This is a genomic window from Jiangella anatolica (assembly GCF_003236295.1).
GTDB classification, from domain to species: Bacteria; Actinomycetota; Actinomycetes; order Jiangellales; family Jiangellaceae; genus Jiangella; species Jiangella anatolica.
The window spans coordinates 39963-65215 of the sequence record NZ_POTW01000003.1; the positions used below are offsets into that span (position 1 = coordinate 39963).

Below are 25253 nucleotides of genomic sequence, written 5' to 3' on the forward strand. Positions count from 1 at the left end.
GGACAGCCTTCGATCGCGGCGACGGTCCCGTCAACGGAACCGATCCGAAACGGTCATCCGGCCGATCGGCGCACCGAAGAGGCCCGCACGTTCAGGGTCGGCATGATCCGCACCTGCTGCATGGCGTCCGGCGCGTCGCCTACCGGCCGGCGCATCCGGTCCAGGCACAGCTCGATCGCGGTGCGGCCGAGGGCCTCGGCCGGCGGCGAGACCGCCGTGAGAGGGATCTCGGACAGTTCGGAGAACTGGTCGTCGTAGGCGACGATGGCCAGGTCGTCCGGTATGCGGATGCCGAGTTCCTTGGCCTCCTGTACCAGGGCCATCGCGTGGGCGTCGGGCTGCACGACGACCGCGGTGATGCCGTCGGCGACGAGTTCCTCGAGCAGCGCGCGGATCTCGCCACGGCGCTCCTCGGCCACCCACGCCTCCTCAGGCAGGTCCCGGCGCGGCGTGTGGTCGCCCAGCCCCAGCTCGGCGACGGCCTTGCGGTACCCCGCGACCAGCCGCGGCGAGGTCGGGTTTCCGGCGGTGAGCAGGGCGATGCGGTCGTAGCCCTGGTCGGCGAGATGGTGCACGCACAACTCCGCCCCGAACTCGTGGTCGGACCGCACCGATTCCAGCCGGGCCGGACCGACGTACTGGTCGAGCGAGCGCTCGACCAGCACGATCGGCACCGGCGACTCCAGCAGCAGATCCAGGGTGGGTCCGGAGAAGTCGACCCGCGACGGCGTGACCAGCAGGCCGTCGGCGCCGGCCGCGATCATGCCGGCCACGAAGCGTCGCTCGTCGGGCGCGATGTAGTTCGTGACGCCGAGCACCAGCCGCACGCCGTTCGCCTGTGCCGCTCGCTTCGCCGACCGGATGATCGTGGCGTAGTAGTTTCCGGTCGTGGGCGCCACCATGCCGATGGTGGGGACCTCGCCTGGACGAGCTACCCTGCGGGCGCCCGGTTCCGGGCGGCGCACGACGGCGGTCGCGCCGCCGTGCACGCGGCGCACCAGCCCGCGGCGCTCCAGCCCCGCGAGGTCGCGTCGCAGGGTCACGACCGACACCCCGAGACGCTCGGCGAGGTCGGTGACGACGAGCGACCCGCGCAGCTGGAGCTCCTTGAGCAGGGCGTCCTCGCGCTGTGGCTTGATCACGCCGCAGAGTATGGCCGACTGGCGACCGATTCGGAACCAAACGATCCAAATCGATCGCTTCCGCTCATCCCATCCGCGCCACGAGCCGTGACGCCAGATCGATCGCCGCATCGACCTCGGCCGACGGGCGCTGCTCGGCCCAGGTGTCCAGGACAGCCCGTACGGCGCTCAGCGCGGCGGCGCCTCCGCCGCCACGGCGGGCCCGCACCACCGAGTTGACGACTTCGCGTTCCTGATCCGGTGAGGCGACGCCGGCCCGTGCCGCCCGGACGACGGCACCTGCCAGGTCGGTCAGGGTGGGAGGGGTCCATGCCAGCCGAGCGGCTTTCGTCGAGCCTGGCAACCCGGCCACGTCCACGGTGAGCGTGGCGCCGTCGGCCGTGAGGTCGAGCTCCACTCCGTCGTCGAGTTCGATCGCGCCGGAGACGTCCGCCGCGAGCTGGATGACGATGGTCGTCGACTCCTGGGTGGGGTCGCTCACGTGGACGGTCAGCTCGTCGTCGCCTTCCTCGACGGCGACCGCGGCGCCGGTGTCCGTCGACACCAGCGATGCCGACCCGGGTGTGAAGAACACGAAGCCGGTGCGTCCGCTCGGCTCGTCACGCACGGCCTGCATGTCAGGCGTCCGGACGACGACGTGGTAAGGCGGCGCCGCGGACGCCGCGGCGGTAGCGCTGGCGGAGACGCCGGGTAGGACGGCGTAGGCATAGCCGGCGGGCGGCGAGGCCGTGCCGTGCGGCAGCACCAGCGTGACGTAGTCGTGCAGGCGTTCGGTCGTGGCGCCGGCGTAGGTCGCGCCCGTGTTGATGTCGACGGGGCGCCCGCGCCGCTGTTCCTTGACGACGGTCAGATCGTGCGGCTCGAGCAGGAGATACCCCGCCGTGCCCGCCAGGTGTGCCCACCGCGCCGCTGCGAAGTGGCCCGATGCGCCCGCCGCCGAGCCGTCGACGGTCAGCGTGCCGCTGCTCACCTGTGTGACCCGCCGGTTCTCGACAGTCGTCTCAGCGGTTCGTCCGGCGCCGACGGTGATGCCGGCGCCCAGCAGCACATAGCCGTGCTCGAAGAAGAACCGGGAGAAGCGGCCGTGCATCGTGGACGGCGGCTCGCCGGCGAGGTCGATCGCCGCCGCGCCCCAATCCCCGGCGGTGACGCCGCCGGCCCAATAGCTGGGATTGTGGTACTCGTTCGCCCATCCACCCGGGTAGGGGTCGCGGGCCACCGTGTCGATCGTGACGCCGGGGATGCGGTAGGAGTCGATCGTCGCCCAGTAAGCGTCGTCGTACTGCACGATGTCCGACGTGTACAGCATGACCGCGGCATCGGACTGATACCACCCGCGCTTGTTCTCGACCAGTCCCTTCTCCGCGTTCGCCATCCGCCAGGAGTGCATCGCCAGCACCGCGATCCAGTCCGCCCGCCGATGCAGCACCCGGTCCATCACGCCGTACACCCAGGTGCCGGTCAGCGGCGGACGCGGCGCGATGCCCGGGTCGGCGAGGATGGCCGAGGCGATCGAGGCCTGCGCCAGCGTCAGCCCGGCGGTCGCCGGCTGACCACGGTACGGCAGCTCCGCCTTGATCAGCGATGCCAGCCGGGCGCGGTTCGTGGCGTCGGCACTGGCCAGCAGGTCGATGAAGCCGGCGAGGAACGAGGTGCCGGTCTCCCGGCCACCGAGCGGCCGGTCCACCTGGCGGCCCCGCACGGTGTCCGGGACCCGGCTGCGGAACAGCCACGGCTCGTACGCGGACCAGACCCACTCCCACAGGATGCCGGTGTCGGGCTGCCACTCGGTGCCCGCCGTGCGCGCGGTGATGGCGGGGATCGAGCCCAGGTAGGAGGTGCCGTAGAGGCCGATGTACGGGAACTGCCCGTGCTGGACGAACGAGCCGTCCGGGTAGAACCCGTCGTGGCTGAAGAAGGCGGCGTTCTCCGTCTGGGGGTCGATCAGGCCGGGCGGCCGCGGGTCGGGGTCCGCCCACGCGAGCACCGGCAGCAGACCGTCCCGGCCGGCGACGACGTCGTCCTCGTCCTCCCCGAGCAGGCCGCGCCCGACGAAGCAGTCGCAGAACCAGACCCGGTTGCCGGCGGCGGCGAACGTGCCCGAGGTCGGGATCGCCGGGGTGAAGTGCTTGCTCCCGGCGACGACGGCGGCGGCCGTCCCCGGCGTCAAGGCGTCGTAGGTGAGCACGACCGTGTCGTGGATGGTCCGCGGGATGGCGATGTCCCAGTCGTACCAGTCGCCGAAGCGTACGCCGCTGGTGGACCAGACATCGGACGTGAGGAAGTCCAGTGCCTCCTGGATCGCGGCGAGCACAGCGTCCGCGTCGGCGCCGAGCACACCGGCCGCCCAGGCCAGCGCCATCTCGCGCAGCCGCCTGGTGCTGTAGGAGACCCGTTGCGAGTCCTGGTACGTCGCACGGCTGGTGAATGGAGCGTCGGTGAAGACGCCGAGTCGCGGTTCGGCGCGGTCGATGCCGGCGAGATGGGTGCGCGCAGTCGTCGCGAGCTGCTGTGCGGGCGCCGCCACCAACGGATCGTCCACGTCCAGGTCCGCGGGAATGTAGAAGCGCCGCCACCGCTCTCGGGCCGCGGCGAAAGCGGCAGGGTCCGCGGTGATCGCCGGGGCGGCCCAGGCACTGCCTGCCGGGCCGCGTACGAGGTCGATGCCGAGCGCCGCGGCGGTGGCCCCCAAACCACCGATCAGGACGTTCCGCCGGCTGATTCCGTTCGATCCGCTCATGGCCTGACTCCCTTGTCGGGTCCTCCGATTGCCACGTGTCGCTCGTGATATCGGGCCGACACTAGGACCGGGCGGAGTGCCGGCGGGAGACAAGCGATCGGAACCGGTCACCCCAACCGCTGTCGGCGCCCTCGCGCCGTGACGCTGCCGACATGGCAGCAGCCAGTTCCGAGCGACGAGGCGCGCGGGACCAGGGCCAGGCGCCGGATCTCGCCTTGGCGGCTCGTGTGCTCACGACTGGGCTGGACTGGACTGCGTCTGCGCGCGAGCGTGGTCAAGGTGGTGTCGGTGAGCGAGGCGCGCGCGGCGTGCCGATCACGGTCGTCGCCGGCGAGTAGCAGCGCCCGGAGCCGGTTGGTCTGCGCGGTGGTGAGGTCGCGGCGGTCGCCGAGCGACCGTGACGGTGGCTTCCGGCGGTCCACGGTCGGCACGTGGCCAATACGTGTCCAAGTTCGCGAAGCCGCCTTCGCAGATTGTGTGTTCTCGCAGGTCAGGGGCGGTCCACCATGGGGCCGCCACGCCGCTCTCCCAAGGCGGTAGCGCGGGTTCGAATCCCGTCGGGGCTACCATGTCGGCCCCTCACCTGCGAGAACGTAGGTGAGGGGCTGTTTTCGTTCGTCCGGCCGTCGACGGCTATGGGCGGCCCTCAACGGCTGTTCTTGTCGAATACGTGTCGAAGTTTCGCGGCCGCGCGGCATACGAATTCGACGGCGCAAGGCGCAGGCTGGCGAGGCTGGGCCGGATGCGAGGTGATCCTGGGATCTGCTGGCGGCAGAACGCTGCCGCCGGCGGGCGCAGTCCACCCGTAGGCTCGCGTGGTGCGAACGCGGCAGCCGCTTGGGCGGGCATTGAGGAACGTCGTGGCGGCGAATGCCAGTTCGAGCTTGGGCGATGGCATCGCGAGGGTCGCGGCCCCGTTGCTGGCGGTGCGGCTGACCGATGATCCGCTGCTGGTGTCGGGTATCGCGGCGGTGGCGCTGTTGCCGTGGCTGATCTTCGCCATCCCGGCGGGCATCTTGCTGGATCGCATCGACCGGCGACGCGCCATGACGTTCGCGAACGGGGTGCGGTCGCTTGTGGCGGTCCTCCTGCTGGTGCTGTTCGCGACGGACGCGCTGACGATCTGGTGGCTCTACCTGGTCGTGTTCGTCTACGGGGCGTTCGAGACGGTCTACGACGGCGCGCTGCGGGCGGTCCTGCCCTCGATCGTCGCCAGGCCGGACCTCCCTCGAGCGAACTCGCGGGTCGAGGCCGGGGAGATCGTCGTCCAGCAGTTCCTGTCCGGGCCGCTGACCTCGGCGCTGTTCGCGGTCTCGGTGGTGGTGCCGCTCGGGATCAACGCCCTGACGTACGCGATCGCCGGCGTCCTGGCGGTGTTCCTCCCGGTCGCGGCCGCGGGCAGCCACCGCACGAACCCGACCGGCGAACCGCACGTGGCTTGGTACCGGCAGTTCAGCGATGGGTTCCGCTACCTCATGGGTGATCCGATGCTGCGGAACCTGTGGATGATCAGCGTGGTGATCGGCCTGCTGTTCTCGGCCGCCACGGCCACGATGGTGCTCTACGTGCTGAACCGGCTCGGGCTGCCGGAGGCGTGGTACGGCGGGTTCATCCTGGCCGGCGCGATCGGTTCACTCGGCGCCGCCACGATCGCCGACCGGCTCAAGGAGCGGTACCGGGCCGGGCCGGTGATGGCCGTGGCGCAGACCGTGGCGCTGGCGGCGCTGGTGCTGATGGGCGCGGTTCCGGTGCTCGGCGTGGTGGCGGTCGGCTATCTGGTCTCCGCCGGCGGCACGACGGTGTGGAACATCCTGGTCATGTCGCTGCGCCAGGCCGCGATCCCGGGCCGACTGCTGGGCCGGGTCCACGGCACCTGGCGCACGCTGCTGTGGGGCACCATGCCGCTCGGCGCGTTGCTGGGCGGACTGCTGGGCCGGATCGACCTGCGTGCCCCGTTCCTGATCGCCGGGGGCGCGGCGACGCTGGTCACGCTGGCGTCGTTCCGCTTCCTGTCCCGTTTGCCCAACCCGGAGGAACTCGACGATGCGGACGCCGCCCTCCCGACACACTGACGTGCAGGTGGTCGCCGGTGGGGGAGTTGGGGTCGTGCCTGCCGCCGCCGTCGTAGGGACGCCAGCCCTCAGGTGCAGGAGCTGGCGGGTGATGAGGCCGGAACTGGTCGGGTCGGGGACCAGGCCGCCCGGGACGTCGGCGAACGGCGCGGGTGGCGCGGGGACCAACGATGGCATCGCCGGCGTCTGGCGCTGAGCGGTCCGCGCCTCCTTGCTCGCGGCTTCCAGCCAGGCGGTTGGATCGCGCTCGGTCGGCCCCCTCGGGAACGCCCGTTCGTCACGAGTCGGGCGTCGATCGGGTCGGTCCTACGACCGACTGCGTCCTAGCACGTGATACGAGAGGAACCGCGATGACCCCGATCCTGCACGTCCGCACCGATGTCCTCGACATCGCATATGTCGAGGCCGGCCCGGCCACCGGCCCGGCCGTCGTGCTGTTGCACGGCTACCCCTACGACATCCACAGCTACGTCGACGTCGCGCCACGGCTGGCGGCGCTGGGCTACCGGGTCGTGGTGCCCTACCTCCGCGGCCACGGTCCGACGCGTTTCCTGGAGGACTCGACGCCGCGCTCCGGGCAGCAAGCGGCGCTGGGCGCGGACGTCCTCGGCCTGATCGACGCGCTGGAGCTCCCCGAGGCCGTGCTCGCCGGGTATGACTGGGGCGGCCGTGCCGCCTGTGTGGTCGCGGCACTGCGGCCGGAGCGCGTCACCGGGCTGGTGAGCGTGAACGGCTACCTGATCCAGGACGTGACCGCCTCGGCGCGACCCATCAGTCCCGAGCTCGAGGCCGGCTTCTGGTACTTCTACTACTTTCTCACCGAGCGCGGACGGGCCGGTCTGACGGCCAACCGACGCGAGATCGCCGAGGTGATCTGGCGCCGCAACTCGCCGGCATGGGACTTCGACCAGGCGACGCTCGACCGGGTGGCGGCCGCGTTCGACAACGACGACTACGTCGACGTCGTCCTGCACTCCTACCGGCACCGACTCGGGCAGGCTCCCGGGGCGCCGGAGTACGAGGCGCTCGAACGTGAACTCGCGCGGATGCCGACGATCTCAGTACCGAGCGTGACCCTGGCCGGACTGGCCGACGGCAACTTCCCGGCGGCCGAAGGCCTTCCCGACGTCGGCCGGTTCACGGGTCCTCGCCTGCACCGGCGGGTTCCGGAGGCGGGGCACAACCTGCCGCAGGAGGCGCCGGATGCGTTCGTCCAAGCGGTCCTCGACGTGACCCGGCTGGCGACCGGTCGTGACCAGGTGCTGGACGCGTCGTAGTCACGGGACCCCTGGCGCGGGGCGGTGGGTGAGTCGCATGGGTGCCCGATCGTGTGTCCGCGTCGACGGCTGCGCGGCGCGCATGAGCAGCGCCTCGAGTGATGCGAGGTCTCCGGTGCGAGTTGCCGCCTCGAAAGCCGTCACGAGGCGACGGTGGTCGGTGGCGTCGACCGGCCGCTCGTGGTCACCTTCGATGCGCTGCTGGGCCCTTCGTACCAGCTGTCGCGCGTTGGCGCTGCTGGTGCGCAGCAGGCGTGCGATCTCACCGTACGGATAGTCGAAACCTCTGCGCAGCACGTACGCGGCGAGCTTCCCGGAGCTCAGCCGCGCCATCAGGAGCTCGAGTATCTTCTCGAGGACGGCCTTCCGCTCGGCTTCGAGCGCCGGGTCGTTGGAGGGGTCCGCCAGCCTGGCGAGGGGTGACTCGGTGGGGGCCTCGTGCCGGTGGCGAGCCGACTGGATGACATTGATCGCGAGATGGGTCGTGGTCGTGGTCAGGAATGCCGCAGGGTTCTTGATGAGGCCGCGGTCGGTGCGCTGCCAGCGGAGCCACGCCTCCTGAACCACGTCCTCGGCGCTCGCGACGTCGCCGGTGACGCGATGGGCGATCCGGAAGAGCTGGGTGCGCTCCGCGAGGAAGACCTCGAGCGCGGTGTCGAGCCCTGCGCCGGCGGTCTCGTTCGCCTGGCCGGTCCCCGACCGGACCGGTGGGTCGGCTGGTGTGGCGGTCTCCAGTCCTGGCGCGGTCATCAGTGGTCTCCTCTTCGGCAACGGCATCCCTCGGCTGCGACGAGACCAACCCTCTGCCCGCGTGGCGTCCGGGCGGACCACGAGGCGCGCGTGGTCGGTGCGTGGGGTGTCCGTGGGAACGACCACGGACCTCAGGCAGAGGTCGTCGTACCGGTGCCGACGCCCGAAGTCGCGAGCGCGGCGGGCAGGTCGCGGCGCGAGGTGATGTCCAGCTTCGTGTAGACCTTGCGCAGGTGCCATTCCACGGTGTGCGGACTCAGGAAGAGTTCGGCGCCGATCCTGGGGTTGGTCATCCCGCCGGCGGCAAGCGTGGCGATCTGCGCCTCCTGCGGCGTGAGCCTGGCGACAGGTTCGGCATCGCGCGTGGACACGCGCTCACCGGTCGCGAGCAGCTCGCGCCTGGCGCGCTCGGTGAAGGCGATCGAGCGCATCGAGTCGAACATCCGGTGGGCGACACGCAGCTGATGACGGGCGTCTGCCCGACGTCGGATGCGACGGAGCCACTCGCCGTAGATGAGATGCGTGCGAGCGACCTCGACGGTGACACGGTCGAGGCTGAGCTCGTCGATCGCGGCCCGATAGAGGCGGTCGGCCTCGTCGATGTCGTCGGTGAGCAGAGCCTGGCTACGAGCCCTGATGCCGCGGGCCCAGCCGGTGTCCGCGGCCCGGGTCAGCTCGATGAGCCGGTCGAGCGACTCCCGCGCCTGTGCGAGCTCGCCGCAGTGAAAAGCCGCCTCGACGTGCTCGACGAGCGACAGGCCCGTGAAGTTGTACCCGTCGTGCTCGATACCGGTTCGTGCTGCGGCGAGCGCTTCCTCGTATCGGGCCAGGCCGTTGTAGAGGACGCCCTGCACATACCCCTTGACGCCGAGCAGCGAGACCTCACCGTGCTCAGCGGCCCTGATCCGGGCCTCCTCGAACGCACGGTCAGCGGCCTCCTCGTCGCCCCGCCAGGCCGCGAGGACCAGCGTGGCATAGCGGTGTGGAGCTTGGCCGGTGGCCAGGGCGATCGCGTCGGCCTCTTCGATCATTCGGGTAGCGGCAGCGAAGTCGCCGTAGTGGATCTGCACGCCGCCGTGGTAGATCAGGGCCGACGGCAGCACGCTGAGCGCACCGATGTCACGGGCGAGCCGCACAGCGCGAGAGGACAGCGCGTCCCAGGCCGGGAGGTCCCAGCGGTGGTGGATGAAGGACTCCAGCGCCACTGGCACGGACAGCAGCCAGCGCATCGACGCGTCTCGGCTCTCGAGCGCCTCGTGGGCGAAGGGCTCGAACGCACGGACCAGCGCCGGGACCCCGAGGTGGTGGCCCTCGGCGAGCAGCGTGGAGACCCCGTCGAGGAGCAGGTCCGAAGCCTGGGAGCCCGACGGCGGCGAGCCGGACGTACGGGCCGCGATCGCCACCGCCCGCGCACCGTGTGGACCGTGCACGCGGCCGGCGAAGACGGTGGCGCTGATCGCCTCGAGGTAGGTCTCGCGCGCCAGGGACGAGCCCTCCGCGGCGAACCGGGCCGCGGCATCGAGCAGCAGCGGCGCCGCATCGTCGCCCCGGCTGCGGCTGAAGAGCATGCGCCCCCGCAGCCGCGCGAGGCGGGCCCGGTCCAGCGGCGAGAGTGGGCACAGGTCGGCGAGCGCGGCCAGTTCGGTGGCGTGCTCCGGCGCGGCGGCCGAGAGGTGCGCCTCAGCGGCGGCGAGGGCACGCCGACCGCGTTGCCAGGGATCCGGGGTGAGCGCTGCGGCGCGTTCGAGCAGTACGGCCTCGGCGGACATGCCGCCGCGCTGACGGGCCCGGTCCGCAGCCTCCTCGAGCGCCGCGGCGACGACCTCGTCCGGGCCGTCCGATGCCTGAGCGGCGTGCCACGCCCGGCGGTCCGGTTCCACCAGGGGGTCGGTGGCCTCGGCCAGGGCCCGATGCACTCTGCGGCGCTGCTCGGCGTCGGCCTCGCGGTAGACCGCCGAGCGCGCCAGCGGGTGGCGGAACCGGACCGACTCCCCGAACTCGATGAGACCAGCGGCCTTCGCCGGAGCGGCATCCGCCGTGATGCCGAGCAGGTCGGCGGCCCGCAGCAGCAACCGCGCATCGCCCACCGGTTCCGCGGCGGCGACGAGCAACAGCGTCCGCGTGTGCTCCGGCAATGACGTCAGACGTCGCGCATAGTCCTCCTCCACGCGGGTCGACACCGACTCCGGGTCCGCGGCGTCGAGACCATAGGCCAGCTCCGCGGCGGTTCGGCCACGCGAGAGCTCGACCAGCGCGAGCGGGTTGCCGCGGGTCTCGGCGACCAGGCGGTCTCGGACACGTGGTTCCATGCGGCCCTCGACCGAGGCCTCGAGCAGTTCGCCGGCCGCTGGTTTGTCCAGACCGCCGATCCGCAGCTCGGGCAGCCCGACGAGTACTCCCTCGCCCTCATGGTCGCGGACGGTGAACACCAGGGCGACGGCCTCGGCCAGCAGCCGTCGGGCCACGAACTCCAAGGTCTGCAGCGAGACCCGGTCGAGCCAGTGGGCGTCGTCGACGACGGCCAGGACCGGCCGGGTCTCCGAAGCGCGAGTGAGCAGAGTGAGAACCGCCAGCCCGACCAGGAAACGGTCAGGCGGGTCACCCGCCGCCATGCCGAACGCGACCTGAAGGGCGTCGCGTTGCGGTTCGGGCAGAGCCTCGATCGCGCCCAGGAAAGGAGCACAGAGCTGGTGCAGGCTCGCCCAGGCGAGCTCCATGTCGGCCTCGATGCCCTGCGCCCGGGTGACGGTGACGCCGGACGCCCGTGCCGCGACGTAGTCGAGCAGTGCGGACTTTCCGATGCCCGCCTCGCCCCGGATGACACGCACCGCGGACTCGCCCCTACGCAGGCCGGCGAGAACCTCGTCCAGCACCGCGCGCTCGTGGTGCCGGCCGAACAGGTTCGGCAGCGGGGTCGCGCTCATCGTGCTCCTGACAGGTGCTGGACACGCCGGTGCGGCTGCGCTCCCCGACAAAGGTATATCGGTCCTGCCACAGATCGGTACGCGCGCCCGGCCTCAGGCGTCGCAGGCGGCTTGTCACACCGGGGCCGGTGGCCCGGTCGAACTCCTCGTCCGCACATCACGCCCGCCGCCGTCTGACAGATCTGCTGACGGCGACCCGTCCACCATCGGAAGGAGATCTCATGAACAGGCACTACCTGGAGCCTGAGGCCCAGCAGATCACCGAGGCGACCGCCAACCCGCCGTACTTCTATGAGATGACGCCGGAGCAGGCCCGCAAGGTGCTCGACGACGTGCAGTCCCAACCGGTCGACATGGCCGACATCGACGAGAAGTGGATCGTCGTTCCCGCCGAAGTCGGCGACGTCCGGGTCCGCATCGTCAAGCCGGTCGGGAGCACAGGACCGCTGCCCGCGATCCTCTACGTCCACGGCGGCGGCTGGGTGCTGGGCAACGCACACACCCACGACCGGCTGGTCCGGGACCTGGCCACCGGCGTGGACGCCGCGGTCGTGTTCGTCGAGTACGACCGCTCCCCAGAGGCGCGGTACCCGGTCGCGATCGAGCAGGCCTATGCCACCGCGCAGTGGATCACTGCGCACGGCGCCGGAGAGGGCATCGACGCCTCCCGGATCGCCGTCGCCGGTGACTCGGTCGGCGGCAACATGGCGGCGGCAGTGGCGATCATGGCCAAGCAACGCGGCGACGCGACGTTCTGCCACCAGTCGCTCTACTACCCGGTCACGGACGCCGCGCAGGACACCGACAGCTACACCGAGTTCGCCGACGGCCCGTTCCTGCTCGCCAAGTCGATGGCCTGGTTCTGGGACGCGTACCTGCCCGAGGAGTCCCGGCGCAGCGAGATCACCGCCTCGCCGCTGCGAGCCACCCTCGAGGACCTCGCAGGCCTGCCCGAGGCGTTCGTGGTCGTCGATGAGAACGACGTACTCCGCGACGAGGGCGAGGCGTACGCCCGCCGGCTCATCGAGGCCGGCGTGCGCACCACGACGGTCCGCTACAACGCGACGATCCACGACTTCATGATGCTCAACCCGCTCCGTTCGTCCGCCGCCAGTACGGGTGCCGTCGAGCAGGCGGTCCACGTCCTCCGCAAGGCCTTCGCGGCCTGACCCCGCCGCTACAGCGAATCAGGAGAAATCATGTCTGAGCAGTCCCCACTCGTCGTCCTCGTGCACGGCGCCTTCGCCGAGTCCTCGAGCTGGTACGGCGTGATCGAGCAGCTGGACGCCAACGGCGTCGACGCTGTCGCCGTCGCCAACCCGCTTCGGGGTGTGCGCCACGACGCCACCTACCTGCGTGACGTGATCGCCGGGCTGGGCCGGCCCGTCCTGTTGGTCGGGCACTCGTACGGCGGCATCGTCATCACCGGTGCGGCCGGCGCGAGGAACCCTGCCGTCGTCGGGCTCGTCTACGTCTCGGCGTTCGCTCCCGACGAGGGGGAAAGCGCCTTCGAGCTGTCGTCGCGACACCCCGGCAGCACGTTGGGCGACGCCCTCGTCGCCTATCCGATCACCACCGGCGGCAACGAGTTCACCATCCGTCCCGAGCTCTTCCATGGGCAGTTCTGCGCCGATGTCCCGGAGTCGGTTGCCAGGCTGATGGCGCAGACCCAGCGCCCGGTCACCGAGCAGGCGCTCACCGAAGGTCTGCCGACCGACCTGCCCGGGTGGAAGACCCTGCCCAGCTGGTTCGTGATCGCGCAGGACGACCGCAACATCCCCGCCGCGGAGCTGCGCGAGGAGGCCGGCCGGGCAGGAGCGCGCGGCGTGCGCGAGATCGCCGGCGCCTCGCACGCCGTCAGTGTGTCTCATCCCGAGGAGGTCGCCGAGATCATCCTCGAGGCGCACGCCGCCTGCGCGAGCGCCGACGCCGCCTGACCCCTTCCGAGCCGCGGGTGGCAGCGCGACACGCGATCCGCTCCACCCGCGGCCGGTCGAACGGCCGGCTACGTCGCCTCGGCAGCCGCCAGCGCATCGGGGAGTGTGCGGCGCGAGCTGATGCCGAGCTTCGCGTAGACCTTGCGCAGGTGCCATTCGACGGTGTGCGGGCTGAGGAACAGTTCGGCGCCGATCTGAGGGTTCGTCAAGCCGCTTGCGGCGAGGGCGGCGATCTGGGCCTCCTGAGTGGTCAGGCGCGCCGTTGCCGCCGGGCGGCGGCTGCGCGCGCGCTCGCCGGTCGCCGCCAGCTCTCGTCGGGCGCGCTCCCCGAACGCCGCCAGGTGCATCTCCTCGAACATCCGATGCGCAGTCCGGAGCTGGTCACGTGCCGCCGCCAGCTGATCGGTCCGTCGTAGCCACTCGCCGTAGAGCAGATGCGTACGAGCTACTTGCACGGCGATGCCCTCGCTGTCGAGGAGTGCGAGCGCTCGCCGATAGAGGGCGTCCGCGGCCGCGCCGTCGGCCAGGAGCGCCTCGCAGCGTGCCTGGATCCCGCGGGCCCAGGCGGTGCCGGTGTCGTCGGTCCGCTCGGTCAGCCGGCGCAGCGACTCCGCCGCCTGCCGGGTTTCGCCACATCGGACCGCGGCCTCGACGTGCTCCGTCAACGACCACCCGGTGAAGTTGAAGCCGTCGTGGTCGACGCCTTCACGCGCTCCGGCAAGTGCGAGATCGAAGCGGCCGAGCCCGTTGTAGAGCACTCCCTTGACGTAGCCGCTGACGCCGAGGAGCGAGACCTCGCCATGCTCGGTGGCGCTTCGCCGCGCCTGCTCGAGGACCGCGAGCGTCGCTGCCTCGTCCCCCTGCCAGGCGGTCACGACCAGCGAGGCATAGGTGAGGGGGGCGTGCCCCGTCGCCGCGCTGATCGCGAACCCCTCCTCGACCCGTCCCACGGCCTTGGCGACGTCACCGCGGTGGAAGTCGACACCAGCGGCGAACATCAGGGCGAGCGGGAGCGTGCTCAAGGCCCCGATCTCGCGCGACAACCGCACGGCTCGCGCCGACACCACCTCCCAGGCATGAAAGTCCCAGAGCTGGTGAGCGAACGTCTCCTGCGCAATGGACGCCTGGAACAACCATCGCATGATCGCGTCGCGACTGACGAGTTCCTCGTCGACCAGCGCGGTCAGGGCCTCACGCAGCATGGGGACGCCCCGCGCGCGGTCGCCGGTCAGAAGCGTTGCCACGCCGTCGAGCAGGAGGTCCGAAGCGGCGGACGTGGACGGTGGAGCGGTGGCGGCCAGGGCCGCGGTCGCCGCGGCGAGGGCGCCGTACGGACCTTGGACACGGCCGGCGAAGACCGTGGCGCTGATCGCCTCGAGATAGGTCTCGCGTGCGAGTGGCGAGCCCTGCGCTTCGAACTGGCCGGCAGCGTCCAGCAGGAGCGGGGCGGCCTCGTCGCTGCGGCTCAGGGCGAACAGGATCTGGGCTCGCAGGCGGTCGAGGCGGGCCTGGTCGAGTGGGCTCAGAGGACACAGGTCGGCGATCGTGGCGAGCTCGGTGGCACGCTCGGGCACGGCTGCGGAGTAGTAGGCCTCGGCAGCCGCCAGTGCCCGGCGGCCGCGGTCGGCCTGGTCGGGCGTGAGCTCGGCGGCTCGCTGCAGCAGAGTGCCCTCGGCGACCACACCGCCGCGCTGCCGAGCCCGGCCGGCCGCCGCCTCCAGCGCGGCAGCGACCTCCTCGTCAGGGGCACTGGCCGCGTGGGCGGCGTGCCAAGCCCGGCGGTCCGGCTCATGGTCAGGGTCTGTGGCCTCCGCCAGCGCTCGGTGCACGGCGCGACGCTGCGCGAGGCCGGCCTCGCGGTAGACCGCGGACCGTGCGAGGGGGTGGCGGAACTGGAACGGCTCCGCGAGCTGGATGAGTCCGGCGGCCGCCGCGGGGACCGGGTCGGGTGTCACACCGAGTCTCTCCGCAGCGCGGACCAGCAGCTGTGCGTCACCCGCCGGCTCCGCGGCCGCGATGAGCAGCAGCGTACGCGTGTGCTCCGGCAGGGACCGGAGCCGGCGCGCGAAGTCGTCCTCGACCCGGCTCGACACCGAGCCCGAGCCGGACGCGTCAGGACCGTAGGCCAACTCGACGGCTCTGCGGCCCCGTGTGAGTTCCAGGAGCGCCAGCGGGTTCCCCCGGGTCTCGGCCACGAGCCTGTCCCGGACCCGGGGTTCCAGACGACCCTCGACGACGGACTCGAGCAGCGCCCCCGCCGGCCTTCGGTCCAGTCCCTCGAGTCGCAGGGCCGGCAGGCCGCCGAGTAGGGCCGCGCCTTCGGGGTCGCGGACCGCGAACACGAATGCGACCGACTCGGCCAGCAGCCGGCGGGCCACGAATTCCAGGGTCTGCAGCGAGACCCGGTCGAGCCACTGAGCATCGTCGATCAGCACCAGAACCGGACGGGTCTCCGAGGCGCGAGTGAGCAGCGTGAGCACCGCCAGCCCCACGAGGAAACGTCCGGGCGGGTCACCGGAGGCCATCCCGAACGCCACACGCAAGGCGTCGAGCTGTGGGCCGGGCAGACGGTCGATCTCTCCGAGGAAGGGGCCGCACAGCTGATGCAGGCTCGCCCACGCCAGTTCCATGTCGGCTTCTATGCCCTGCACCCGCGAGATGGTCGTCCCTGATGCGCGCTCCGCGAGGTAGTCCAGCAGCACCGACTTTCCTATGCCCGCCTCGCCTCGAATGGCGCAGACGACCGAGCCGCCTGAACGCAGCCTGGAGAGCAGGTCGTCCAGCTCCGCGCACTCGCGTTGCCGACCGACCAGGTTCGGCGACGGCGTGGCGTTCAAGCGGGCTCCCGGGACGGCTTCTACTGGCACGAAACGCTACCGGAGCTGGCACAAGACAGACAGATCTGTACACCGCGCCGAGCGGCTCGTATGGTGGACACCACGATGGCCACGAGCAGTGCAGCCGATCGAGGCTTGCCGACGACTGGCCACGTCGTTCAGTTCTACGGTCACGACAGCGAGCTGGTCGAGCGAGTTGTGGGGTATCTCCTCGGGGCGGTCGAAGCGGGCGACGTGGCCATCGTCGTGGCGACACCGGCACACCGGCGCGCCATGCAGGCGCGGCTCGCCGACACCGGGGTCGACGTGGCGGCGGCGCTGCGGGGCGGCACGTTCCGGTTCCTGGACGCGGAGCAGACGATGCGCCGGTTCCTGGTCGACGACTGGCCGGATCCAGGCGGTTTCGCGTCGGTGATCGGAGGGCTGATCCGGCGGGCTCTCGGGAGCGGCCGGTCGGTTCGGGTCTTCGGTGAGATGGTGGCGCTGCTCTGGGACGCGGGGCACGTCAACGCGGCGCTGGAGCTCGAGTCGCTCTGGAACGAGCTGGGCCGTCAGCTTCCGTTCGCCTTGTTCTGCGCCTACCCGACGACATCGGTCGCCGGTGCGGACCTCGACGCGTTCGCCCAGGTGTGCGGGCTGCACACCGCTGTCCTGCCGACGAAGCCCGCGATCACATCTGGCGAGGAGTCCGCGACAGTCGTGGTTGGTGGGGTGGGCGCCCGTGAACGGATCCTGGCGACCGCACACGCGTTGTTCTCCCGGCGCGGTATCCGCAGGGTCGGCGTGAACGAGTTGATCGCTTCGTCTGCGGTGGCCAAGGCGACGTTCTACCGGCACTTCCCGTCCAAGGACGCCCTCGTGCTGGCCTACCTGGCCCGAAGCGAGCAACTGTGGACCCGCGATCTGGTCGAGGCCGGTGCGCGGCGGCGCGGAGACACCCCGGCCGAGCGGCTGCTCGCGATCTTCGACGTGTTCGACGAGTGGTTCGCCCGCGACGACTTCGAAGGTTGTGCGTTCATCAACCTCCTGCTGGAGATGGGCGCGGATCATCCGCTGGGTCAGGCCAGCATCGGCCACCTGGACGAGGTCCGCGACATCGTGCGCCGGTGGGCCACCGAGGCCGGTCTCGCGGAGGTGGAGAGCTTCGCCCGCTCCTGGCACATCCTGATGGTGGGATCGATCATCTCAGCGGCCGAAGGTGACGTCGCCGCGGCCCGCCGCGCTCAACAGTTGTCGCTGCGGTTGATCGAACAGCACCGGCCAGTCCGTACCTAGCCCACGGCCGCCGATCAGATCAAGGCGTCAGACGCCGGGCGCGCCGGCCGTTCGTCAGTCGAGGATGCCCAGCCCTTGGCCGAGGAAGTAGCCGCCGAGGATGCCCAGGACGCAGATGGTGATCGGCGACATGTTGGCTTCGAGCCAGTCGCGGGCCCTCGCCAAGGACGGGTCGAGTCGTGGTCCGCCGACGAGGGCGACCGCAAGCGGGACCAGGACGCCGGCCGTCGACACCACCGCGAAGACGACCAGCCCGACGACGGCGTCGGCGCCTGTGAGGGCGGCCTCGCCCAGGCGTGCCCCCGCGCCGAGTGCCAGCGGGAGGTTCTTGATCACAAGGAACCCCTGTGCGAGGCCGAGGCCGAAGGCTCCACCGACGCCGATGGTGTCGAGCCGTCGCACGAGCCCGTTCTTCCGCGCCGGCTCGTCCTGCTGGGCGCGTTTGCGCCAGGCCAGCACCGCCAGGATCAGGAACAGTGCGGCGAACAGCAACTGGACGAGGTCGACCCCGTCGGCGGTCTGCTCGGCCGCATCGTCAGCAGCCGCCTCGACCAGCCACAGGGCGGCCGCGGCGATGGCGAGGACGGCGAGGAGCCAGCCGAGGCCGAAGACCGCCGTCTTGGCCCGGCCGCTGCGACCCAGCAGCAGGACGATCCCGGTGATGACCGCTACCGGGCTGAGTGCGAGGCCGGCGGCCAGAGGAAGGGTCTCACCGATCGCCGTCCACATGTCTCGCTCCTTCTCGCGATGCCGGTTCGGAGGAACGGTCCGGGACCCATCAACGCCTGAGCGGCGTGGGCACACCCTACCCGCACTTGACAGCTGATTCTGATTGCCCTCATAATTGAGGAAGCTCAGATTTCTTCACGAGGCTTCAGGGGAAGGCATGGCACAGGGGAGCGCGGCACGGGGTGATCGGGATGCGTCGACGCGGATGACCGCGGCGGCCGGGGCGGAGTTCGCCTACCGGGAGCTCGGCCCACAGAGCGGTGTTCCACTGGTCCTGGTGACGCAGCTGGGGGCGAACCTGGACAGCTGGGATCCCCGCATCGTCGACGGTCTCGCGCGTGACCGGTGGGTGCCCATCTCATCCAACATCGCGAGCAGGGAGCGGTACGCCATGAGAGCGTTCGTCGTCGATCGGTACAAGGAGCCGCTGCGGGAGGCCGAGGTCCCCGAGCCAGTGGTCGGAGAGCACGACGTGCTCGTGCAGGTGCAGGCCGCCGGGCTCAACGTGCTCGACGAGAAGATCCGGTCCGGAGCGTTCAAGTCGTTCCTCCGGTACCGGCTGCCGCAGGTCATGGGCAACGACGTCGCCGGAACGGTGATCGGCGTCGGCTCGGGAGTGCGGGGGTTCACGCTCGGTGACCAGGTGTATGCCCGGCCCGACAAGGACCGCATCGGAACCTTCGCCGAGCGCATCGCGGTGGCCGAGGCCGACCTGGCTCTCAAGCCGGCGACGATCAGCGTCGAGGAGGCGGGCTCGTTGCCGCTGGTGGCCCTGACCGCCTGGCAGGCGCTCGTGGAGAAGGGCCACGTGCGGCCGGGCCAGCGGGTCCTGATCCACGCCGGGGCGGGCGGCGTGGGGACGATCGCGATCCAGCTCGCCAAGCACCTGGGCGCCACCGTCGCCACCACGGTCAGCGCCCGCGACGCGGACTTCGCCCGTGAGCTCGGAGCGGACGTCGTCATCGACTACCGCGGCCAGGACTTCGAACAGCTCCTGGACGGCTACGACCTGGTGCTGGACAGCCTCGGCGGGAAGAACCTGGAGAAGTCCCTGCGGGTGCTGCGCCCCGGCGGCAAGGCGATCGGCATCGCCGAACCGCCCGACCCCGCGTTCGCCAGAGAGGCCGGGCTGAACCCGGTCCTGCGCCTCGCGATCGCGGTGCTCAGCCGCAAGATCCGCCGGCAGGCGAAGAAGCTCGGTGTGACGTACGAGTTCCTCTTCATGCGCGCCAGCGGCGACCAGCTCCGTCAGATCAGTGCCCTCGTCGACCGCGGCGTCCTGCGTCCCGTCGTCGGGCGGGTCTTCGACTTCGACCAGACCGCACAGGCGGTGCAGTCGCTGGGCAAGGGCGGCATCCGCGGCAAGGCCGTCATCACCCGGGCCTGACAACGCCGTCAGTGACGAATCGATCAACAGGAGAGCCTCATGAGCACCAACGACACCTCGAGCCAACCCCTCACCACGTCCTACGCGAAGGCCCCGACTCGCACCATCACGGCCGGCGGCGTCACCTACGCCTACCGCGAGCTGGGGCCGAAGGGCGGCATCCCCGTGGTCTTCTTCGTGCACCTCGCCGCGACGCTGGACAACTGGGACCCGCGCATCGTCGATCCCATCGCGAGGAATCGCCACGTCATCACCTTCGACAACCGCGGCGTCGGGGCGTCCACCGGACGTGTTCCCGGCAGCGTCGAGGCGATGGCCGACGACGCCTACACCTTCATCACGGCGCTCGGCTTCGACAAGATCGACGTCTTCTCCTTCTCCCTCGGTGGCTTCATCGCCCAGGACCTCGTGGTCAAGCACCCCGAGCTCGTCCGCAAGCTCGTCCTGACCGGCACCGGGCCGAGGGGCGGCAAGGACATCGACAAGGTCGCCCGAGTCACCTACTGGGACATCCTGCGGGCGACCCTGACCCGGTCGGACCCGAAGGAGTTCCTGTTCTTCAACCGCAACGCCACCGGCAAGCCCGCCGCCCGCGCGTTCGTCAACCGGCTCGAGGAGCGCACCGCCGGCCGCGACGCGGACATCAGCGTCAGGGCGTTCCAGACGCAGCTGAAGGCGATCAAGAAGTTCGGACGCTCGGCACCCGCCGACCTGTCGACGATCACCCAGCCCACCCTGATCGCCAACGGCGACAACGACCGCATGGTGCCCTCGGTGCTCTCCGACGACTTGCACCGCCGTATCAAGGGCTCCGAGCTGATCATCCACCCCGACTCCGGCCACGGTGGCATCTTCCAGTTCCACGAAGAGTTCGTACCTGGAGCCGTCGAATTCCTCGCCCGCTGACCAGCAGCGCACGGACATCAGGAGGGCACGTCATGGCTGTCACCCGTCCCTACACGAAGAAGCCCTTCGCGTCGTCGATTCTGCTGTGGATGCGCACCGATCGGCCTCGCCAGCAGGGAATGGACTACTGGAAGGGCCCGCACTCGAAGATCATCTCGGCGACCCCGGGCTTCGACGAGTACCGGCAGCTCCACCTCGAGGCAACCGGTCCCGGACTGTGGCCGGCCACCGACGGCGTCGAGACGGCCATTCCCGCGGACCGCAGGATCGACGGGGTCGCCGAGGTCACGTTCGCCCCGGTGCTCGCGCCGTTGCGGGGCCGCAAGCAGACCAGGCTCGCCTACAAGGACGAGGTGAACGTGTTCCGGCGCACCCTGCTCTACGCCGGGCCGCCGAACTCGGCGCGCTGGTACGACGTCGCCCGACCTGGCGAGCGCGTCGGCGCCCGCGTCCTGGTCTACCTCCGACGACGGAACGGCGTACGCACCCGCGACTTTCGCAGGCACGTCGACGAGCTCGCCAGAACGCTCGCCGACACGGGCGACCTGAGGGAACTGCGCACGCAGGTCTTCATGCCCTGGAACGAGAAACTCTGGGACACCCCGAACGTCGCACACGACAACCCGCCAGACCAGCGGTTCCACGCGGCGCTGCTCCTGGGCTTCGCGGATCCGGCGGCGCGAGCGGCCTTCCTCACGAGCCCTGAGCTCGAGAGGCTGTCCGCCGCACTGGCTCCGTCGGCCTCCGCCGTCCACGCCTACGAGGTGAGCGACGCGCTGACCTTCGTGAAGGAGGGCAAGGCGCTCCAGCACCACCAGCGATGACGACGTCGCCACCACGCCCCGGCCGCCCTGGAAGAATGAGCGTCGGCGGAATCGAGCCCACTCAGCGACGAAGGACTGCATCCATGGCACTCTCGTCCCAGCCGGTCGGACGGCGCGAGCGGAACAAGCAGGCCAAGCTCGAACGGATCGTGGCGGCCGCTGACGAGCTCTTCGCCCAGCGCGGCGTCGACGACGTCACCACCCAGGAGATCGCCGACAAGGCCGACATCGGGGCGGGCACGCTGTTCCTCTATGCCAAGACCAAGGGCGAGCTCCTGCTGCTCGTTCAGAACTCCACCTACGCCGACGCGCTCGAGCAAGGAAAACGGGCGGCCGAGAGCATCACCGGCCCGCTCGACGCGGTCATGGCGATCGTCCGGCCCATCGTGGAGTGCAACCGCAAGCAGATCGACAACGGGCGGACCTATCTGCGCGAGATCGTCTTCGGCGACCCCGCCGAGCCCCACCACCGCGACGCCCTCGGCCTGACCGTGCAGACCGAGGAGGCGATCGCCGCCGTGCTACAGCGCGACGGGCGCACCAGCTCCGGGAATGCCGCGACGCTCGCGCACATCGTCTCCGCGATCATGTTCATCAGCATGGCGGCGACGATCAACATCGCCCACCCGGTCGACACCATCGTTCAAGAGATCCGAGACCAGGTCCGCGCACTCCTCCCGGAATGACGCCACCCCGGTGGGGCTCCCCGCGCCGGCTCTTGCCGGGAGCCCTCCAGTCGTAGAACGTCGACCGCGCGACGTTCAGCTCGGCGCAGAGCGGTCAGGGGGTCCTCACCCAGTCGGGGTCGGGGTGGTCGGCGATGAAGTCGTGGTTCAGCTCGATGCCGAGGCCCGGCCGGGCGGGCAGGTGCAGGCGGCCGTCCCGGATCTCCAGCGCGGGCGTGATGGCGGCATTGAACGACTCGAGCCAGCCGCTGTTGATCTCCAGGCGATAGAAGTTCGGCACGGTCGCCATGACGTGCGCACCGGCCACGATCTGGACCGGTCCCTGTGCTCCGTGCGGGCTGATGGGGACCAGGAATGTCTCGGCGAGTGTGGCGATCTTCTTGAGCTCGGAGACGCCGCCGGTCCAGCAGACGTCAGGCATCACGTAGTTGACCAGACCGTCCTGGAGGACGGGCAGCACGTCCCACCGGGTGAACAGGCGCTCGCCGACGCACAGCGGCACGTCGACCTGGCGGCGGATCTGCCGGAGCGCGTCGAGGCCCTCGGGTGGGACGGGTTCCTCGAACCAGCCGATGTCGTAGGGCTCGAGCGCCCGGATGCACTGAATCGCCGTCGCGACGTTGAAGTTGCCGTGCAGGTCGATGAGCAGTTCGACGTCCGGGCCCACGGCCTCGCGCATGGCCGCGGTGAGCGCAGCGCCGTCGCGGATCCCGCGACGGGAGATCTGCCCGCCCCGGTAGTCCAGGAACCGGCGCCACATCTCCGCGAACGGGTCGTGCTTGATCGCGGTGTAGCCGTCGGCGACGACCTGCCTGGTCGTGGCCACGATCTCCTCGGGGGTCGTGCCCCACGGATGCGTGTAGAGCAGGAGGTCGTCCCAGACCGGGCCGCCGAGAAGGTCGTAGAGCGGGCGGTCGAGCACCTTGCCGCGGATGTCCCACAGCGCCTGGTCGATGCCGCTGATGACCGTCGTGATCAGGCCGCGGTTGCCCAGATAGGTCTGGCGATGGAACAGCTCCTGCCAGATCCGCTCGATGTGGGCCGGGTCGCGCCCGATCAGGTCCCGCCGGACGATCTCCAGCGTCCTCGCGATCAGGAGGTCGCCGTGCATCGGCCAGTTCGAGCACTCGCCGACGCCGGTGACGCCCTCGTCGGTGTGGACCTCGACGAACACCCAGCCGAGGCGGGCGCCGGACACCGGCTCCACCGTGTCCATGGGTGCGACGACGTGGATGCCGACATCGACGATCTTCATGCCTGACTCCGTTTCGTAGCCCGTCTAGTGAGCCGTGTAGCCGCCGTCGACGGGCAGGATCGCGCCGTTGACGAAGGACGCCCGGGGTCCGGCGAGGTACACCACCGCATCGGCGATCTCGCCGGAGTCGGCGATGCGCCCGACGACGGCACGGAACGGCTGCAGGTCCGCCTCGTCGGCCGGCTCGCCTTGCGATCTCGTCGCACCCGGGCAGACGGCGTTGCAGCGGATGCCGTACCGCCCGTACTCCACCGCGACCTGCCGCGTGAGCTGGATCAGCCCGATCTTGCTGACGGCGTAAGGGGCGAAGCCGGCGCCGGCCACCAAGCCGTGGATCGAGGCGATGTTCACGAATACGCCGTGGCCTCCCTCGAGCAGGTGAGGGAGGGCCGCACGGGTGACCAGGTAGGGCGCGCGGGTGTTGACGGCGAGCGCGCGGTCCAGGGTGGCGGTGCTCGACTCGAGGATGGTCCCGCCGGGCTCGGTGGTGGCCGCGCAGTTCACCACGTGGGTCAGCCCGCCCAGGTGACCGGCGGCCGCCGTCACGAGGGCGGTGATCTCATCCTCGCTGGTGAGGTCGGCGACCCGGGTCCGGTGCGGATCCCCGAGCCGGCCCGCCGTTGCCGCCAGGCCGGCCGCGTCGACGTCGCTGGCCAGGACGTGGGCGCCCGCCTCGGCGAGCGCGACGGCGATGGCCCGCCCGATGCGTCCGGCCGCGCCGGTGACGAGGGCACGAGCGTCGTCCAACTCGCCGATGTCGATCAACTCCTCGTCCAGCGGTGAAGGCCCGCTCCGGGCTCGTGTCGAGTCCGGAGCGGGCCTCATGACGGGCTCGGTCAGACGAGCGTGGCGGTCACTCGCCGAGCCAGTCGACTCTGAGGAAGTCGTAGGCCAGCTTCGGGGTATTGCTCGTCGTCGCGACGCCGAAGTTGCACTGGACGTTCAGCGGCGAGGTGCAGTCGTCGTGCATGTCGTAGACGATGAAGCCTCCGCCCCAGGTGTAGGTCTTCCACTTCGCGAACTCGGAGTGCAGCAACAGCGCCTGGTCGGACTGGTACACGCACGGGTACACGGCGAAGAGCACGCACGTCGGGATGCCGGCCTCGGTGATCCAGACCTTCTTGGCGCTGTCGCCGTTCGCCACCATCAGCGAGCGGGCGGAGACCGGTGTCTCGGCCAGCTGCGACCAGGTCGAGCACGGGTCGTAGTCGAGCAGCTGCGGCATCGTCTTCTCGCCGTCGAAGTCGAACACGTACGGATGCCAGCCGACGGCGTCGAAGTAGCCCTGCGCTCCCGCCGCGTACATCTCCTCGAGATAGTCCACCGGGTTGAGCCCGTGGCCGGTGAGATAGCCGCCGTCGGCAGTGCCGTCGCAGTCGGCGTCGTTGTATGCACTGCCGGCGCCCGACGCCAGCCCACCGACGACCACGGTGATCGACGGGTCGGCGGCCTTGATCGCGGTATACGCCGACTGCAGCATGGCGGTGTAGTGCGCCGGGTCGACCGTGTTCCCACCCCAGAAGGCCTCGCCGTTCTGCTCGTTCCAGATCTCGATGCCGGCGAGCGGCGTGAACGTGAGATCGGGGTTCGCGGCCCAGAACGCGCCGCCGGTCCCGTAGCGCTCGGCGAGCTCGCCGGCGAAGTTGCCGTAGTCGGCCGGGTCGATGGGCGGTGTGGAGAACCAGCCGGGATCGCCCTCGGTGGCGCCGGACGCCCAAGTGGGCGCGGTGTCCGCCATGAGCAGGACGCGCAGCCCGCGTTCGGCGGCGGCCCGCACGACGCTGTCCGGGAGCGTCCAGTCGAAGACGCCCTCGGTCGCCTCGATCCGGCCCCACCAGGCCTCGTCGCGGATGGTGTTGGCCCCGCTGTCGGCGGCGAGGTCGGCGACGTCGTCGATGGCCGCGCCGGTGAGGTGCGGGATGTGCGTCATGTAGCCGCGGATCGGGCCGTTCGGATCAGGCGGCGGCGTCTCGGCTGGTGTGCCGAGAGTGGCGGCCAGTTCGTCGTTCGCCGGGCCGACGTTGCCGGACGGGTCGACGGCACGCACCTCGTAGTAGTAGACGGTCCCCGGCGTCAGCCCGGTGTCGGTCCAGGCGTGCGTGACGTTGCCGGCCACGTCCTGGACGTGGACCCCGTCGCGGTAGACCTTGTAGGTCTGGATGCCCGACGCGTCGGTCGCGCCTCCCCAGTAGACGCGGATGCTGGTGTTGGTCACATCCTTGACGCTCACCCAGGACGGCGCGGACGGTGGTGTGGTGTCGGCTGCGGCGGCCGGCTGCGCGACGAGCAGCGACCCGACCAGGAGTAGGAGCAGAACGATCGGCCAAGCAGTGCGACGCTTCATGTGTCCTCCTCGACAGTGGCGGCGTCGAATGCACGTGCTGACGGGCACCTCGGGGTGCCCAGGGACGTCGGTCGGCGGCTCGGATAACGTTGTCTCGGGGACCGTAACAACGTTGTCCCATTCTGACAAGGGGTCTACTCGGGATGGACGCCCACAGCATCAGGACGG

General features: G+C 70.6%; 18 protein-coding genes and 1 pseudogene. 10 read left to right on the forward strand and 9 right to left on the reverse strand.

What is annotated here, in order from left to right:
• Positions 1–53 precede the first annotated feature (53 nt).
• Positions 54–1142 carry a LacI family DNA-binding transcriptional regulator gene (locus C1I92_RS01775; protein WP_158563898.1) on the reverse strand — a complete coding sequence of 363 codons (1089 nt, stop codon included), beginning with the start codon at positions 1140–1142 and terminating at the stop codon, positions 54–56.
• Positions 1143–1206: 64 nt separating this feature from the next.
• Positions 1207–3882 carry a polysaccharide lyase family 8 super-sandwich domain-containing protein gene (locus C1I92_RS01780; RefSeq protein WP_111252939.1) on the reverse strand — a complete coding sequence of 892 codons (2676 nt, stop codon included), beginning with the start codon at positions 3880–3882 and terminating at the stop codon, positions 1207–1209.
• A gap of 860 nt (positions 3883–4742) precedes the next feature.
• Here C1I92_RS01780 and C1I92_RS01785 point away from each other — a divergent pair.
• Entirely contained in the window at positions 4743–5954 is a 1212-nt protein-coding gene (locus C1I92_RS01785; protein WP_267896697.1) for an MFS transporter, read from the forward strand.
• 350 nt (positions 5955–6304) lie between these two features.
• Positions 6305–7231: an alpha/beta fold hydrolase gene (locus tag C1I92_RS01790; RefSeq protein WP_111252941.1), complete on the forward strand. Its 927-nt coding sequence runs from the start codon at positions 6305–6307 to the stop codon at positions 7229–7231.
• Here the strand turns inward: C1I92_RS01790 and C1I92_RS01795 are convergent, their stop codons facing one another.
• Positions 7232–7981, reverse strand: a complete 750-nt coding sequence (locus tag C1I92_RS01795) for a sigma-70 family RNA polymerase sigma factor (protein WP_111252942.1) — start codon at positions 7979–7981, stop codon at positions 7232–7234.
• A gap of 131 nt (positions 7982–8112) precedes the next feature.
• A complete protein-coding gene (locus C1I92_RS01800; protein ID WP_111252943.1) occupies positions 8113–10905 on the reverse strand; it encodes an ATP-binding protein in 2793 nt (930 codons plus the stop codon).
• A gap of 221 nt (positions 10906–11126) precedes the next feature.
• Here C1I92_RS01800 and C1I92_RS01805 point away from each other — a divergent pair, with 221 nt between their 5' ends.
• Positions 11127–12074, forward strand: coding sequence for an alpha/beta hydrolase (locus C1I92_RS01805; protein WP_111252944.1), 948 nt, complete (start codon positions 11127–11129; stop codon positions 12072–12074).
• A gap of 30 nt (positions 12075–12104) precedes the next feature.
• The gene (locus tag C1I92_RS01810; RefSeq protein WP_111252945.1) at positions 12105–12842 is read left to right on the forward strand and encodes an alpha/beta fold hydrolase; all 738 of its coding nucleotides are present in this window, start codon (positions 12105–12107) and stop codon (positions 12840–12842) included.
• Between the two features lie 68 nt (positions 12843–12910).
• Here C1I92_RS01810 and C1I92_RS01815 read toward each other — a convergent pair whose 3' ends face one another.
• The gene (locus C1I92_RS01815; RefSeq protein ID WP_111252946.1) at positions 12911–15679 is read right to left on the reverse strand and encodes a helix-turn-helix transcriptional regulator; all 2769 of its coding nucleotides are present in this window, start codon (positions 15677–15679) and stop codon (positions 12911–12913) included.
• A gap of 105 nt (positions 15680–15784) precedes the next feature.
• Here C1I92_RS01815 and C1I92_RS35520 point away from each other — a divergent pair.
• Together C1I92_RS35520 and C1I92_RS35525 are read left to right on the forward strand one after the other, a co-directional pair.
• Positions 15785–16294 (forward strand): annotated as a pseudogene (locus C1I92_RS35520) (MEDS domain-containing protein); the annotation flags it as partial.
• 54 nt (positions 16295–16348) lie between these two features.
• The gene (locus C1I92_RS35525) at positions 16349–16954 is read left to right on the forward strand and encodes a TetR/AcrR family transcriptional regulator (RefSeq protein WP_438940514.1); all 606 of its coding nucleotides are present in this window, start codon (positions 16349–16351) and stop codon (positions 16952–16954) included.
• Between the two features lie 54 nt (positions 16955–17008).
• Here C1I92_RS35525 and C1I92_RS01825 read toward each other — a convergent pair whose 3' ends face one another.
• Positions 17009–17683 (reverse strand): GAP family protein, encoded by a 675-nt coding sequence (locus C1I92_RS01825; RefSeq protein WP_111252948.1) that lies wholly within the window; start codon positions 17681–17683, stop codon positions 17009–17011.
• 391 nt (positions 17684–18074) lie between these two features.
• Between C1I92_RS01825 and C1I92_RS01830 the strand changes: the two genes are divergently transcribed.
• From C1I92_RS01830 to C1I92_RS01845, 4 genes are all read left to right on the forward strand, one after another.
• Positions 18075–19070: an NADP-dependent oxidoreductase gene (locus tag C1I92_RS01830; protein ID WP_111253028.1), complete on the forward strand. Its 996-nt coding sequence runs from the start codon at positions 18075–18077 to the stop codon at positions 19068–19070.
• Between the two features lie 39 nt (positions 19071–19109).
• Complete coding sequence (locus tag C1I92_RS01835) at positions 19110–19976, forward strand: alpha/beta fold hydrolase (protein WP_111252949.1); 867 nt, start codon at positions 19110–19112, stop codon at positions 19974–19976.
• A 32-nt stretch (positions 19977–20008) separates the two neighbouring features.
• Positions 20009–20800, forward strand: coding sequence for a strictosidine synthase (locus C1I92_RS01840; protein WP_111252950.1), 792 nt, complete (start codon positions 20009–20011; stop codon positions 20798–20800).
• 83 nt (positions 20801–20883) lie between these two features.
• Positions 20884–21486, forward strand: coding sequence for a TetR/AcrR family transcriptional regulator (locus C1I92_RS01845; RefSeq protein WP_111252951.1), 603 nt, complete (start codon positions 20884–20886; stop codon positions 21484–21486).
• A 94-nt stretch (positions 21487–21580) separates the two neighbouring features.
• Here C1I92_RS01845 and C1I92_RS01850 read toward each other — a convergent pair whose 3' ends face one another.
• From C1I92_RS01850 to C1I92_RS01860, 3 genes are all read right to left on the reverse strand, one after another.
• Entirely contained in the window at positions 21581–22741 is a 1161-nt protein-coding gene (locus C1I92_RS01850) for a mandelate racemase/muconate lactonizing enzyme family protein (protein WP_111252952.1), read from the reverse strand.
• A 24-nt stretch (positions 22742–22765) separates the two neighbouring features.
• Positions 22766–23506 carry an SDR family NAD(P)-dependent oxidoreductase gene (locus C1I92_RS01855; protein WP_158563903.1) on the reverse strand — a complete coding sequence of 247 codons (741 nt, stop codon included), beginning with the start codon at positions 23504–23506 and terminating at the stop codon, positions 22766–22768.
• 88 nt (positions 23507–23594) lie between these two features.
• Entirely contained in the window at positions 23595–25085 is a 1491-nt protein-coding gene (locus C1I92_RS01860; protein ID WP_111252954.1) for a fibronectin type III domain-containing protein, read from the reverse strand.
• Positions 25086–25253 lie beyond the last annotated feature (168 nt).